Raw genomic sequence first — 14,408 nt, 5'->3', positions numbered from 1 at the left:
AATATGGAACGCTTACCTAGCAAGGCGGAAATTCTTTCCTTTATTCATGAAAATCCTGACCAATCAACTAAACGAGAAATCATCAAAGCTTTTAACTTAAAAGTTGATTCTCGTATTTGGTTAAGGGGCATATTACGTGAGTTGAAAAATGAAAACCTCATATCAAAACAGCGAAAAAAAGCAATAAACAAAAGAAAATTACCACCCATTGCTTTGGTAAAAATTAGTGGACGCGATGAAGATGGTAGTTTCATTGCGCAACCTCTTGAGTGGGAAGAGGGCCAAAAACCAAATATTGAAATACACTCTTTTCATCGCATAAAAGGAGCAAGCATTGGTGTTGGAGATCATATTCTTGTAAAAATCTTTCGAAATAAAACATCTCAAAGCTCCCCTTATACAGGACGAATCATCCGTAAAATTGATGTGTCACCAAAGAGCATATTTGGTGTTGTACGAAAACTAAAAAATGATCAATGGCATCTTGACCCTATAGAGCGAAAAACCAACGAATTCATTATTGATATTTTCGAGACATCTTCAAAAATAAAGATCGAAACGGGTGATCTTGTTGAAGTCGAAATTAAAAAAAATACCGGTTATGGACTGAAAAGTGCACAAATAAAAAAGGTTTTAGGACATATTGAGAGTGAAAAAACACTCTCAATGATTGCTCTCCTTTCAAAAGGAATTCCTTATATTTTTCCTGAAGATGTTCTTGAGCAAGTCAAACATATAAAACCTGCCAATAGAGAAAATCGTGAAGACTGGCGCCAATTACCGCTTGTTACAATTGATCCACTAGATGCAAAAGATCATGATGATGCCGTTTATGCAACAAAAGATGAAGATCCTGCCAATCTTGGTGGTTGGATTATTGTCGTCGCCATTGCAGATGTTTCTTTCTATATCAAAACGGGAAGTGCTTTAGATAAAGAAGCATTAAAACGAGGGAATTCTGTTTATTTTCCTGATCGTGTCGTGCCAATGCTGCCAGAACGCATTTCCAATGACTTGTGTTCTCTGCGTGAAGGAAAAGAAAGACCAGCTTTAGCCGTTCGTATGATTTTTGATGCAAATGGGAATAAACGAAAACATAGTTTTCATCGTGTTATGGTGCGTGTAATAGCCAAGCTCTCCTATCAAGAAATGCAATTAGCAATTGAGGGAAATATAAATGAAAAAACTGCGCCCTTTTCTGAGAGGGTTTTGCAACCATTATGGGAAGCTTATCAATGCCTTAACATCGCACGGAAACGTCGACAACCTCTAGAATTAGAAATAGCAGAAAAAAAGATTATTCTTGATCAAAACGGGTGTATCAAAGATGTCGTGAGTGAGCCACACTTAGACGCCCATCGTTTGATTGAAGAATTCATGATACAAGCCAATATTGCAGCTTCTGAAACATTAAAAGAACATCGCCAACCTTTCATTTATCGTATTCATGATAAACCTTCTCTAGCTAAACAAGAAGTCTTACGAAATTTTCTTCAAAGTTTGGGGATATCTCTTTCTCGAGGTGCAGAGCTTACATCCGCTCGTCTTAATAGCATTTTAGCAAAAGTTATGAATAGCCAACAACAAGAATTGGTCAATCAAGTTGTTTTGCGCACACAATCTCAAGCAGAATATCACCCTCAAAATATTGGCCATTTTGGTTTAAATTTGCACAACTATACACATTTTACGTCACCAATTCGTCGTTATGCTGATCTTATTATTCATCGCGCACTCATTAAAGCTCTAAAACTAGGAAATGACAAACTAACACAGACACAAGAACAAAATCTTGCAGAGATTGCTACAGAAATTTCCCTATATGAGCGTCGTGCAATGATAGCTGAAAGAGAAACCGTTGATCGGCTTGTCGCGCATTATTTAACCAATAAAATCGGCCGTACTTTTACAGGTCGTATTTCTGGCGTCACCAAAGCAGGACTTTTTATTTCACTTGATAAACTCAATACAGATGGTTTTGTGCATGTTTCAACACTTAAAAATGATTATTATCATTTCGATGAAGTACAACATACTCTTGTTGGAAAGCACAGTCATAAAGGCTATCAACTGAGCGATATCGTAGAGGTAAAGCTTATAACAGTACAGCCTTTTGCTGGCGCTTTATGCTTTGAACTCTTAACAGAACCTCAGCCAATAGCCTTTTCCTCTAAATCCTACCATAAAAGTAAATTTACAACAAAAAAACAAAAATACGCTTCTTATAGAAGAAAGAATCTTCACCAAAACTAAAAAATATTATTATAATTTTTATTTAAAAGTCTCTAAAAACTTATAAAAGAAATTTCATATTTATTTTTAATCCATAAAACCAAATATTAATATAATATCGCAAGCTATTAAAAGTAAAAATATCTCTATTAATGTAGCTATCATTATATTATTTTAATATGTACAATTATTTTAATTTAGCATATAAATTCACGTTTATTATTTAAGAAATATTTATAAAAATATGGAAGAATTTTTTATATTTAATGCTAAGAAAAATTACAAAGGGTAAATTTGTATTTCTTTTATTTCCAATTAACTTTGCGTAAGACGAATAAATAAAGGCAAAATTAAGCCATCCTCATGATAAAAAATTTGAATCTTCACAATAATTCTTTGCGTGCAATCATTGCAGCAATTACAACTATTGGTACAGTTGGAATAGCATTGGGAATGGGAACACAACTTGTTTCACTTCTCATGACAGAGAAAGGCATTTCAAATAGTGTTATTGGTTATAGCGGAACAATTGGCGGGATCGCGACCATTATTGCTGCCATCTTTACCGCTCGAATTGCTCTATACTTAGGTATTACTCAAACAATATTGATCATGATGATCATAGGATATTTGAGTTTCTTAGGATTCTATTTTTTTGACTCCCTATGGATTTGGTTCATTTTAAGATTTATATTACATTTCACTATGACAGTTCTATTTATTCTGTCAGAGTTTTGGATCAACAGTTGTGCTCCATCGAAAAGGCGTGGTTTAATACTTTCCATTTATGCTATTATATTAGGACTAGGATTTGCAGTAGGTCCTACACTATTAGTAAAAGTAGGAACACAAGGATTTACACCTTTTGCTATCGGAGGCATTTTTATCGTGCTTGCTTCTATACCGATTCTTGTAGCTTGGACGTTAAGTCCAGAATTTAAAAAGAATCAACATGCGCATTTTTTCCCTTATCTTTTTTGCGTCCCAAGTTCAATGATGGCAGTTTTTGTTTACGGTGCTGTCCAAATGGGAGCATTAACACTTATAACGCCCTTTAGTTTATCCATTGGCTATAATGAAAATGAAGCTGCAGGGTTTATGACAACACTCGCACTGGGGAATATTTTTCTCTTAATCCCTATCAGCATTATAAGTGATTATGTAAAAGATCGACGTTATCCTCTTATGGGCTGCGCTATCTTAGGTTTTTTTGGAACTCTTATGATACCGTGGATAACAAAACTTCAATGGTTTTTGATGATTGATTTCTTTCTCCTTGGAGGTGTTTCTGCGGGTCTCTATACAATCGGGCTCGCACATCTAGGTGCACGTTTTAAAGGACATGAACTTGCGTATGCTAATTCTGCTTTTATTTTTTGTTATGGAATCGGTATGCTTATTGGACCGACTCTTATTGGTCAGAGCATGGACATCTTCAAACCCTTTGGTTTTTCAATAGCTATAACTGTTTTTTTGGGCTTATATGTGATTTTAGTGTTTGTACAACTTATGAGAAAATTAATCAGCTCTTGACTTTTTTTATAACATCCTTAGTGTTGCCGCAGAATTTAATTACACTAAAGATAAATTTTAGTAGCAAAACAATATTGTTTTCAGTACAAATAGGAAACTTAAATTATGGCTAAGGCAGCAACCATTAAGATCAAGCTTTTGTCAACTGCAGATACTGGTTTTTTCTATGTAACAAAGAAAAACAGTCGTACAATGACAGATAAAATGAGCAAACTTAAATATGATCCAGTTGTAAAAAAACACGTTGAATTTAAAGAAACAAAAATTAAATAAGTGGTTACCTCGTTTAATCGATAGTTTCTACAATGTAGAGAAATATAGATTTTTGCATTTCAGAATTATTTTTTGAAAGGTTTTCTTTATTTTTTTAGTAGAAATACGATCTATCTATAGTTATATGCCTTTGTATAAAATAGAGTGGTTTGTTGTTTGATTGTCTATCCGTATTACTGCTCATAGATCTTATCAAAATAGTGTATCTGAGCTCTTTTAATATGTAGCGGAAATAATGTGGGATATAATGAAACTTCTCCATGAAAATGGAGCGGTGTTTGTATTGAAGAATTGGAAGTTTTTTACAAAGATTATAAGCAATTTGCAGTAAATTAAACATATTATAGTATTATTTCTTTTAATTTCATGACAAAAAAATCTTTTTATTTAAATCAAAGAATTTTGAATCTAAAGGTTATTGCTCTTGGTATTTTTATTGCTATTGCCATTATAACAGTTTACTTTAAATACACTCAAAGGATTCCTCTAAAAGAAGATTTTTCTTCTAAAACAGTGATAAAAGGTCATGCATCGATTATTGATGGTGACTCAATCGTGATTTCTTCTGTGATGATTCGTCTTATGGGGATTGATGCGCCTGAGCTTCAGCAATTTTGTGGTAAAACTGAAGCGCGCTACCTATGTGGACTTGAAGCAAAAAAATACTTAGAAGAGCTCATAGCAAATCAGCCTGTTACATGTTATTGGCAAAAAAAAGATAAATATCGCCGAATTCTTGCAACATGTAAAACAAAACGGATTAGCAATATCAATGCCATGCTTGTACGTAATGGCTGGGCTGTAAGTTATTATGATTATCCTGAAGAAGAGCAAGAAGCAAAAGAGAATAAGAATGGGATGTGGCAGTCACATTTCCAACGTCCAAGAGAATGGCGAAAAGCACATCCTCGAACAGAATAAAAATATTCTTTAATTTTCTTTGACAATGAAACAACCATGCCATAACCAAATTATCAAACTTGAAAAGAAAATTTATTCCTGTCGTGTTTGTAGTCAACAACCACTTTATCTTCCTCCTCTTCCTCATGAAGCAAAACCCGTAGTTTATTTATCCGATACGGCTTTGATTGCAATCGCAGGGCAAGCACCAGGCTTGCGTGTTCATGAAACTTCTATCCCTTTTAATGACCGTTCTGGTGAAAGATTGCGTGATTGGCTTAATGTTACGAAAGAAGAATTTTATAATAGATCTCTTTTTGCACTTGTTCCTATGGGATTTTGTTTTCCAGGCTATGATAAAAATAAATCTGATTTGCCACCAAGGCGTGAATGTCGAGAAATATGGCATGAAAAAATATTTCAAGCGATGCCGCAAATAAAGCTTGTGCTTGCTATTGGAAGTTATGCGCAAAAGTGGCATATTACAGAACTAAAACATAAAACCGTTTCAGCAACTGTCAAAGATTGGAGGAATATTCTTTCCATACATCAACCTAGAGGTTATAATGTCATGCCTTTACCTCATCCGTCATGGCGTAACAGTTTTTGGTTACAGAAAAATCCATGGTTTAATGATGAGCTTGTTGTGTACTTACGCAGTTTAGTGCGTAAATTTTTATAAACTGAATATTGAGAAAAAATATGGATCGTCTTGATCGAAAAATTTTACATCTTTTACAAGAAAATGCCACTCTTTCTGTTGCTGATATTGCTAAAAAAGTTGGACTTTCAACCACTCCTTGCTGGCGCAGAATTCAAAAACTTGAGGAAGATGGCGTTATTCAGCGTCGTGTTGCTGTTCTTTCTCCAGAAAAAGTAAATGCTCACCTTACTGTTTTTGTTTCTATTCGTACAAACACACACAGCCATGAGTGGTTTAAGCGTTTTTCAAAAATTGTCCAAGAATTCCGAGAAGTCATTGAGTTTTATCGAATGAGTGGAGATATTGACTATTTACTGCGTATTGTTGTTCCCAATATTGAAGCTTATGATCTTTTTTATAAGAAATTAATTACTAAAATTGATATCCGAGATGTTTCATCTTCTTTCGCAATGGAACAAATTAAATATACAACCGAACTCCCACTCAATTACATAAAATTGCAAGATAAAACGACCGAATAAAACTCTTGAAAGCTTTTTAACATATAATTATCGCTCTAAGCAATTAAGTCTTCTTACTCAAAAACAGCCATTTGTGTATGTGTTAAAACAGCTGCCTTGACAATACCAGCTGCAATAGCTGCTCCTGTCCCTTCACCAAGACGCATTTTCAAATCTAAAATCGGCTCTTTATCAATCTTTTTTAAAAGTTTACGATGTACTTCCTCAGATGAAACATGGCCAACAAGGATATGATCAAGCGCTCTTGGATGCATTTTATAAAGAATTGCAGCAGCTGCCGTTGCTACAAAACCATCTAAAATAACCGGCACTTTTTCCATTCTTGCTGCTAAAATGGCACCAACCATAGCAGCAATTTCACGTCCTCCAAGGCGGCGCATTATTTCAAAGGGATCATGAAAATGATCTTTATGTAAAGAAAGTGCTGTTTTGACCGCTGCTATTTTACGCTGATAAAATTCTCCCTCCGATCCCATAGCACTTCCTGTCCATTCCTCAACGTCGCCACCAAATAACGCTAAACACAAAGCTGAAGCTATCGTTGTATTTCCAATACCCATTTCACCTATACATAAGAGATCTGTTCCACCAGCAATAGATTCCATTCCAAAGGCCATTGTAGCAGCTGCACTACGCTCGTCCATTGCTGCATCTTTGGTAATATTCATTGTGGGATATTCTAATGCTAAATCAAATATCTTCAATCCAAGATCATAAGCTATGCAAATTTGATTAATAGCAGCGCCACCAGCTGCAAAATTTTCCACCATCTTTTGTGTCATAGATTGCGGAAATGGTGTAATATTTTCCTCTGTAACGCCATGATTACCAGAAAAAATAGCAACTAAAGGCCGCTTTACGATAGGCTTCTCTGTCCCTCTCCATCCTGCATACCAAACTGCAATATCTCCCAACTTCCCTAAAGCTCCTTGAGCTTTTGTTAATTTTTTTTGCCGCCTTTTGGCCAAAGTTATAGAAAATGCATCAGCAGTGGGTAAATTTGTGAGTAAAGCACGAAAATCATCAAATGGATGAACAGTCATGAAGATACCTTTTCAAATCTATAATGGTTCATGAGAATCTCGTCATATATACAGGATATGAATAATTTGTTGGTTTTTTTAAATATGAAATATTATTTGCTAAATTGTTTTGCAGTTTAATTTTCTAACAAAATGGTTATTCTAGATAATTTGCTTATTATAAAATATTATCAATATGTTATTTTATGTTTTTAAACCATAATCTTAAGGTTTTTTCATTATTGAATAACATGTGATGAGCATATTGTTTAACATGGTGTATCCTTTTAACAAAGATAATAAGCTGCCAAAATTTGCGATCTAAGTTTTTTAAATCTTTGTAAAGAATCATAATTTTAGAGAATCTAAGATTCAACATAGATGAATCTGTAAACTTTTGTTAAATGATGGCAGAAAAAGCTTCTTTCAAAACATGAATGCCCGCATCATTTTTTGTTGCATCATTTGACAATATTTGCCGCCATCGACGAGCCCCATTGCGACCGTGAAATAAGCCAATCATGTGACGTGTCACATGAGAAAGCCGCCCTCCTAATGCGATATGTCGATCAGCATAATCACACATAACTTCAATAAGAGCATCATCACTCAGATCATTTTGTTTTTCACCATATATTTCAAAATCGACATATTTTAACAAAGTTGGATCATGATAAACTTGTCGCCCAACCATGGTAGCATCACACAAGGTTAAATGCTCTTTGATCTCAAAAATAGATTTAATTCCACCATTTATTCCAATGAATTTATGAGGATATTTATGTTTTAACTTATAAACTCTTTCATAATTTAAGGGAGGAATATTGCGATTTTCTTTCGGACTTAGCCCTTGTAACCATGCTTTGCGTGCATGTACCCAAAGTGCATCACATCCAGCATTCCAAACTTGACGCGCTAAAAGATCTAAAGCCAGTTCTTCATCCTGCTCGTCCACAGCTACACGACATTTCACAGTTACAGGCACGCTCACTACTTTTTTCATTGCCTCCACAGCACTTGCCACAATATCAGGATGCAACATCAGACAAGCACCAAATACGCCTGCTTGAACACGATTTGATGGGCAGCCAACATTGAGATTTATTTCGTCATAACCAAATTCTTCAGCAATTCGTGCAGCCTCTGCCAATTTTTGAGGATCAGCTCCTCCTAACTGCAAAGCAATTGGATGTTCTTGATGATTCAAAGCTAAAATTTGTTCGCGAACACCATGAATTAGAGCATCGGCTACAATCATTTCAGTATAAAGAAGTGCTTTTTTTGTTAAAAGGCGATACAAAAATCTGCAATGCCGATCTGTCCACCCTAACATTGGTGCCACTGCAAATTTTGTTAATGATGGAGGACTATATAATATCATAAAAAAATTACTTTCTCATCTCCATTAAGCACCTCTCATTCATAATACAAAGTCTCTATTTTTTCTAATCTATAGAAAAATTGTTTCCCTTTACCGACACTTAAAAACGTAGAAACATATTCTCTCTCATTGTTTTTCTCAATTGATCTAAAATTTATCAAACTCCATATTCTACTATAAGAAAATATAATATACTGCTTCTAACACAATGATTTCAGATATTATATCCATGTAACTAAAGCTATAAGATGAGAAACTGTAAAAACCTCTTTAAGCAGCTTTTCTTGCCATTCATATGATCTTTTTAAATTATATCTGTGTTATCTCACACAATCTCTAAGATATTTTGAAGCTGATAAACAATAAGCAAAAATATTAATAGAATCAAATTGTTATCGTTTTTTTCCCGTAAATATTTAATTATTGTAAAAACAAAGGCGACTTAAGATACTTTGTTCTCCTTATCTCTCAATACTTCTTCCTGCCACATTCTCTAAGCAGATTAGCTCTCATCAAGTTGTTTTTTCCTGCTAATCACTCTATGCATTTCATTTTGTACAATCTGCAGGTAAGTTTAACATTTTATATTTGACTGATGTCAAAGGCGAAAAATCATATAGAAATATTTCCTATATCCCCACCCCGAAGGAAAATATTTACAGCACTGCAGAGAAACTTTGTTTTATAATGAATTGATATTATTATAAAGCGTGTTTGATTTATGTTTGATTTTGCATATAGGCAGAAAGAGCATCAGTCTCCTTTTTATTAAATAAAAGCCCAAGTTTTGAACGGCGCCACAACACATCTTCACATGTTTTTGCCCATTCCTTTTCCATTAACCATTTGACTTCGACTTCGTAGAGTCCATGTCCAAAATCTTTTCCTTTATCTGCTTTAGCCTTTGCAAATATTATCAGAGCTTCTGAACCATAAGACCGTGCAAGTCTGCGATATGTAAAAGCATCTAGATCTGGAATCAAAAGAGCAATTTTACTTTCAATTACATCTAACCCATTATATGGAAAATCACCCCCAGGAAGTGTTGAATTTTCTGTCCATGGTGCCCCCTTTTTTCCAAGTGCTTTTTCAACAAATTTCATGGCATCTTCTGCTAACTTGCGATAAGTGGTAATTTTTCCACCATAAAGATTAAGAATCTGTGGCACATCTTCTGTGCCCATTTCTTTTAGAACGTAATCTCGTGTAATTTCTTGTGCTTTTGAAGCTCCATCATTATAAAGCGGGCGAATTCCAGAATAAGTCCAAACAATATTCTCAGGCAAGATCGGTTGTATGAAATATTCACTTGCTGCTGTACAGATATAATTAATCTCAGCATCTGTAATATGAACATTGGCAGGATCGCCCTGATAGTCACAATCTGTGGTTCCAAGCAATGTAAACTTTTCTTGATACGGAATAGAAAAGAGAATACGCCCATCACCATTTTGAAAAATATAAGCACGATCATGGGTATAAAGCTTGGGAACCAGAATATGAGATCCCCTGACAAGTCGTACAGGGGAGTTCTCTTTATAGTCTAATACATTTGTTAGAACATGATTAATCCAAGGCCCCGTCATATTCGCGACATAAGAAGCCGTGACAGAATATTCTTTACCGCTTAATTTATTTCGAAGACTTATAAACCATTTTTTTTCTTCTCTTTTTAAAGAGAGAACTTCTGTCCGTACTTTTATATCAGCACCATACTTTTCTGCATCACGAGCATTAGCAATTACCAAACGTGCATCATCTACCCTTGCATCAGAATATTCAAAACCTTTACAATATTTTTCCTTAAGTATAGAGGGAAATTTTTTTGAAAAATTCACTGTTTTACTGCGCCACAGTTTTTGATTCCAGTTGCCCAAATAATCATAAATGAAAAGTCCAAAACGTAACATCCAAGCAGGACGTAACTCTTTACGATAAGGAAGAAGAAAACGCAAAGGACGTACGATATGGGGAGCCATATGCCAAATGACCTCACGTTCTTTTAATGCTTCACGAACCAATCTAAACTCATAGTGCTCAAGATAACGAAGTCCTCCGTGAATAAGCTTTGTCGAGGCACTTGATGTTCCTGATGCAAGATCATTCATCTCCGCTAATCCCACTTTAAACCCGCGTCCAGCTGCATCTCTTGCCAACCCACACCCGTTTATCCCTCCACCAATGATAAACAGATCATAATGCGCTATAGTTTTCATAATTTCACTTTTCATTATTCAAATTAATTTTTTCACTGTACTCAGTAAAGCAACAGTAAAAAGTGAATACAAGTGTTTTTAATTGGATTATCAATGTGCCTTTTCCCATAACAACATGCATAAAAAAATCTATAATAATTGTATAAATAGTAACAACGTTGATAAACATAGAAAAAATTTATCTCTAAAGAAACATAATCATCGCAAATATGCACCAAATAGAACTTTCTTTAAAAAATAATATTTTTTTTGTAATCCACTAGCTTTACATAAGTGTTAAATTCTTTATTGTGTATAAGTAGTACTTTCCGTATAATTCACGTAAAATAACAATGAAATATGAATCCATATCAATGATCCATCAGCCTAAACATTCAAAAATAACTCTCGTTACAAAGTTTTCAGTGATAATTATGCTGAGTGTTTTGATCTTTTCATCTTCTTTATCAAACGCAACAGCAAACGAGAAAGCAGCCCCCAAAGACCTTAAAACACTACTTCTAAAAGATCCTACTTTTTTATCTGAACTTAAAGAAAAGATTACCTCCCCTCTTAATGAAAATGATATTCAAAAAATTGTAAGAGATTATTTACTTAAGAATCCAGAAATTATAATTGAGATGCAACTTGCTCTGCAAGAAAAACTGGAAAAAAGAAATGAGCAAAACACTCAAAAACAGGCTTCAGCCATTAAGTTACTGAAAAAAGAAATTTTTTACTCTCCTCATGATGCTACTTTAGGAAATCCGAATGGCAAAAGAGTGCTTGTTGATTTTTTTGATTACAATTGTAGATATTGTAAGCTCTCCTATCCATACATAGAAAACTTAATAAAAGAATACCCAGATCTGCGAGTTATTATCAAGGATTTACCAATTTTAGGACCTGATTCTATAGCGGCACACACTGTTGCTTATGCTTTTCGGAAACAATTTCCAGAAAAATATCCTCAGTTTTATAAAGCGCTTTTAACGAATAAAAGTCGTGTAAATGAAGCTATAGCGATAAAAATAGCAGTTTCATTGGGAGCAGATGAAAAAGCCCTACGCAATGCAATAAAGGACCCTAATATCAAAAATTTCTTTAAAGAAAATATTCAAATTGCTTCGCAACTCAACATTACAGGAACGCCTTCTTATATCATTGATAATAAAGTATTCATAGGAGCCATAGAACAGGATGTGCTAAAAGCTTCTATAGAAGCGATAGAGTGAAACTGTTTTTTTACTGCGTTAATTTTATGAAGAATATCATCAATGAAATAATTTTATGCTTTCTCTTTTTTAACAATAAGCTTATAAATGCAAACCCACCTAGTAGGTATTGCTTTTAAATTGCAAAATAATTCTAAAAAAGTTCTCAAAGGGTCATCCGCAATCTAGAAATATTCAGTCATAAAAATTAAATAAATAATGGCGGTTTTCATTGATCAAGGAGTTGGAAATAAAATGACAACAAAAAAGATAGATGCGGCAAAACATACCGCAATTGATACGAAAATTATCCGTGACCTTGCTGAAATTTTAAATGATACAAATTTAACGAATATTGAAATTGAACAGGGTGAACTTCGTATTTGTGTGTCACGTCAAAATACCTCAGTTACTCCTGAACAAACAATTTATACCCCCATTTCTCCTACTGTTGCCGTATCTTCTTCCCCTGCCCCAACAACGGTAACTTCTATACAAGAAAACAAATCAAAAAACGCAATAACATCTCCAATGGTTGGGACGGCTTATCTTGCACCTTCGCCAGGTGCACAGCCTTTTATAGAATTAGGGCAAAATGTTGTGGAAGGACAAACTTTACTCATCATTGAAGCAATGAAAACAATGAATCAAATTCCATCACCACGCTCAGGCAAGGTGAGTAATATTCTTGTTAAAGATGGCCAACCCGTTGAGTTTGGTGAACCGCTTATTGTTATCGAATAAGACGAGGAGCAGCTATGATTCAAAAAATCCTCATCGCTAATCGGGGAGAAATTGCTCTTCGCGTTCTGCGAGCCTGTAAAGAACTAGGTATAAAAACAGTAGCAGTTCATTCCACTGCTGATGCTGATGCAATGCATGTTCGTCTTGCTGACGAAAGTGTCTGTATTGGTCCTCCCCCTGCACGCGATTCTTATTTAAGTATTCATCAAATTATTGCTGCATGTGAGATTACAGGAGCTGATGCTGTTCATCCTGGCTACGGTTTTCTTTCTGAGAATGCCAAGTTTGCAGATGTTTTAGAAGCTCACAATATTACCTTCATAGGTCCAACGGCGACACATATTCGAATTATGGGCGATAAAATCGAAGCGAAGAAAACTGCTAAAAAACTTGGAATCCCTGTAGTTCCTGGTTCAGATGGCGCGGTCAGTGAAGAAGCAGATGCTTTACGCATTGCTCATGATATTGGTTATCCAGTTATTATTAAGGCTTCTGCTGGTGGCGGTGGACGCGGTATGAAAGTTGTTCATTCTGAACAAGAGTTCGCTATAGCTCTCAAAACGACTCGTTCAGAAGCAAAAGCAGCTTTTGGGGATGATGCAGTTTATATCGAAAAATATTTGGAAAAGCCCCGTCATATTGAGATTCAAGTTATAGGCGATGGCGCTGGAAATGCTATTCATTTAGGAGAACGCGATTGTTCACTTCAACGGCGTCATCAGAAAATATGGGAAGAAGCGACATCACCTGCACTCAATGAAACTGAACGAAAAAAAATTGGTAATATTGTCGCAAGTGCCTGTGCGCAACTTGGATATCGTGGTGCGGGTACCGTTGAGTTTCTTTATGAAAATGGTGAATTCTATTTTATTGAGATGAATACACGTTTACAAGTAGAACACCCTATAACTGAAGCAATTACAGGCATAGATTTAGTTCATGAACAAATTCATATTGCATCAGGAAATAAACTTTCAGTTGCACAAGAAGATATCTGCTTCTTTGGTCATGCTATTGAATGTCGTATTAATGCGGAAGATCCTCTTACCTTTACACCATCACCGGGAACTATTACACATTTTCATACACCGGGAGGTTTAGGAATCCGTGTTGATTCAGGTGCTTATTCAGGCTATAGAATTCCTCCCTATTATGATAGCATGATTGGAAAACTGATTGTTCATGGACGTACCCGCTTGGAATGCATGATGCGTTTACGGCGTGCTTTAGATGAATTTGTGGTTGATGGGATAAAAACCACATTGCCCCTCTTTCGTGATCTCATTAACAATCAAGATGTTGCAGACGGTAATTATAATATTCACTGGCTAGAAAAATACCTTTCTAAGCAATCAACCTGTTGAGATCGTGATCCGATAACAAAATACGAACGCTCACCAGCGCTTCTATATGGCATTATACGTGAATAATAACATCCAACATCATTGTAAACTATGGTAAAAAATAAAGTAACTGATTATTTTATAATTTGTAGTAAAAGTTTTTTAAAATATGCACAAAACTGATAATTTTCTATTTTCCTTTTTGTGAGTTTGTGCTACCTCATACGTGGTTGTGCCCTTATAGCTCAGTTGGTAGAGCACCTGATTTGTAATCAGGGGGTCGGGAGTTCGAGTCTCTCTGGGGGCACCATATTCTTTTACTTATCCTATAACTTACTGATTTTATTTATGTTCTAAGAGGTGAGGGAATAAAATTTTGCAACATA

General features: G+C 35.0%; 12 protein-coding genes and 1 tRNA gene. 10 read left to right on the top strand and 3 right to left on the bottom strand.

The features are described from left to right. Positions 1–3 precede the first annotated feature (3 nt). The 6 genes from rnr (at position 4) to BN202_RS00615 (ending at position 6,123) form a co-directional block, all read left to right on the top strand. Positions 4–2,253: a ribonuclease R gene (gene rnr, locus BN202_RS00640; protein ID WP_019218587.1), complete on the top strand. Its 2,250-nt coding sequence runs from the start codon at positions 4–6 to the stop codon at positions 2,251–2,253. Between the two features lie 342 nt (positions 2,254–2,595). After that, positions 2,596–3,765, top strand: a complete 1,170-nt coding sequence (locus BN202_RS00635) for an MFS transporter (protein WP_019218586.1) — start codon at positions 2,596–2,598, stop codon at positions 3,763–3,765. Positions 3,766–3,870: 105 nt separating this feature from the next. Next, a complete protein-coding gene (gene rpmG, locus BN202_RS00630; protein ID WP_019218585.1) occupies positions 3,871–4,038 on the top strand; it encodes a 50S ribosomal protein L33 in 168 nt (55 codons plus the stop codon). A gap of 366 nt (positions 4,039–4,404) precedes the next feature. Beyond that, the gene (locus tag BN202_RS00625; RefSeq protein WP_019218584.1) at positions 4,405–4,959 is read left to right on the top strand and encodes a thermonuclease family protein; all 555 of its coding nucleotides are present in this window, start codon (positions 4,405–4,407) and stop codon (positions 4,957–4,959) included. A gap of 25 nt (positions 4,960–4,984) precedes the next feature. Then, a complete protein-coding gene (locus BN202_RS00620) occupies positions 4,985–5,620 on the top strand; it encodes a uracil-DNA glycosylase family protein (RefSeq protein WP_019218583.1) in 636 nt (211 codons plus the stop codon). 20 nt (positions 5,621–5,640) lie between these two features. Further along, the gene (locus BN202_RS00615) at positions 5,641–6,123 is read left to right on the top strand and encodes an Lrp/AsnC family transcriptional regulator (RefSeq protein ID WP_019218582.1); all 483 of its coding nucleotides are present in this window, start codon (positions 5,641–5,643) and stop codon (positions 6,121–6,123) included. Between the two features lie 53 nt (positions 6,124–6,176). On the opposite strand, the gene cobT is transcribed toward BN202_RS00615, so the two are convergent. The 3 genes from cobT to glpD form a co-directional block, all read right to left on the bottom strand. Further along, positions 6,177–7,166 (bottom strand): nicotinate-nucleotide--dimethylbenzimidazole phosphoribosyltransferase, encoded by a 990-nt coding sequence (cobT, locus tag BN202_RS00610; RefSeq protein ID WP_019218581.1) that lies wholly within the window; start codon positions 7,164–7,166, stop codon positions 6,177–6,179. Between the two features lie 379 nt (positions 7,167–7,545). Continuing rightward, positions 7,546–8,526: a tRNA dihydrouridine(20/20a) synthase DusA gene (gene dusA, locus BN202_RS00605; protein WP_019218580.1), complete on the bottom strand. Its 981-nt coding sequence runs from the start codon at positions 8,524–8,526 to the stop codon at positions 7,546–7,548. Positions 8,527–9,245: 719 nt separating this feature from the next. Further along, on the bottom strand, positions 9,246–10,760 hold the full coding sequence (gene glpD, locus BN202_RS00600) for a glycerol-3-phosphate dehydrogenase (protein WP_034986838.1): 1,515 nt from the start codon (positions 10,758–10,760) through the stop codon (positions 9,246–9,248). Between the two features lie 335 nt (positions 10,761–11,095). Between glpD and BN202_RS00595 the strand changes: the two genes are divergently transcribed. From BN202_RS00595 to BN202_RS00580, 4 genes are all read left to right on the top strand, one after another. Continuing rightward, positions 11,096–11,956 carry a DsbA family protein gene (locus BN202_RS00595; RefSeq protein ID WP_019218577.1) on the top strand — a complete coding sequence of 287 codons (861 nt, stop codon included), beginning with the start codon at positions 11,096–11,098 and terminating at the stop codon, positions 11,954–11,956. A 234-nt stretch (positions 11,957–12,190) separates the two neighbouring features. Next, positions 12,191–12,679 (top strand): acetyl-CoA carboxylase biotin carboxyl carrier protein, encoded by a 489-nt coding sequence (accB, locus tag BN202_RS00590; protein ID WP_034987021.1) that lies wholly within the window; start codon positions 12,191–12,193, stop codon positions 12,677–12,679. A 14-nt stretch (positions 12,680–12,693) separates the two neighbouring features. Further along, positions 12,694–14,043, top strand: a complete 1,350-nt coding sequence (gene accC, locus BN202_RS00585; RefSeq protein ID WP_019218575.1) for an acetyl-CoA carboxylase biotin carboxylase subunit — start codon at positions 12,694–12,696, stop codon at positions 14,041–14,043. Between the two features lie 213 nt (positions 14,044–14,256). Then, positions 14,257–14,332, top strand: a tRNA-Thr gene (locus BN202_RS00580). Positions 14,333–14,408: the final 76 nt, after the last annotated feature.

Origin of the sequence: Bartonella florencae, from assembly GCF_000312525.1 — a bacterium.
GTDB lineage: Bacteria > Pseudomonadota > Alphaproteobacteria > Rhizobiales > Rhizobiaceae > Bartonella > Bartonella florencae.
This window is presented reverse-complemented; position numbering and strand designations above follow the sequence as displayed.

Excerpts from the sequence above, each read along its gene's own strand:
- rnr (WP_019218587.1), top strand. The coding sequence starts at position 4 with ATGGAACGCTTACCTAGCAAGGCGGAAATTCTTTCCTTTATTCATGAA.
- accC (WP_019218575.1), top strand. The coding sequence starts at position 12,694 with ATGATTCAAAAAATCCTCATCGCTAATCGGGGAGAAATTGCTCTTCGC.
- accB (WP_034987021.1), top strand. The coding sequence starts at position 12,191 with ATGACAACAAAAAAGATAGATGCGGCAAAACATACCGCAATTGATACG.
- cobT (WP_019218581.1), bottom strand. The coding sequence starts at position 7,166 with ATGACTGTTCATCCATTTGATGATTTTCGTGCTTTACTCACAAATTTA.
- BN202_RS00625 (WP_019218584.1), top strand. The coding sequence starts at position 4,405 with ATGACAAAAAAATCTTTTTATTTAAATCAAAGAATTTTGAATCTAAAG.
- BN202_RS00615 (WP_019218582.1), top strand. The coding sequence starts at position 5,641 with ATGGATCGTCTTGATCGAAAAATTTTACATCTTTTACAAGAAAATGCC.
- dusA (WP_019218580.1), bottom strand. The coding sequence starts at position 8,526 with ATGATATTATATAGTCCTCCATCATTAACAAAATTTGCAGTGGCACCA.
- BN202_RS00635 (WP_019218586.1), top strand. The coding sequence starts at position 2,596 with ATGATAAAAAATTTGAATCTTCACAATAATTCTTTGCGTGCAATCATT.
- BN202_RS00595 (WP_019218577.1), top strand. The coding sequence starts at position 11,096 with ATGATCCATCAGCCTAAACATTCAAAAATAACTCTCGTTACAAAGTTT.
- rpmG (WP_019218585.1), top strand. The coding sequence starts at position 3,871 with ATGGCTAAGGCAGCAACCATTAAGATCAAGCTTTTGTCAACTGCAGAT.
- BN202_RS00620 (WP_019218583.1), top strand. The coding sequence starts at position 4,985 with ATGAAACAACCATGCCATAACCAAATTATCAAACTTGAAAAGAAAATT.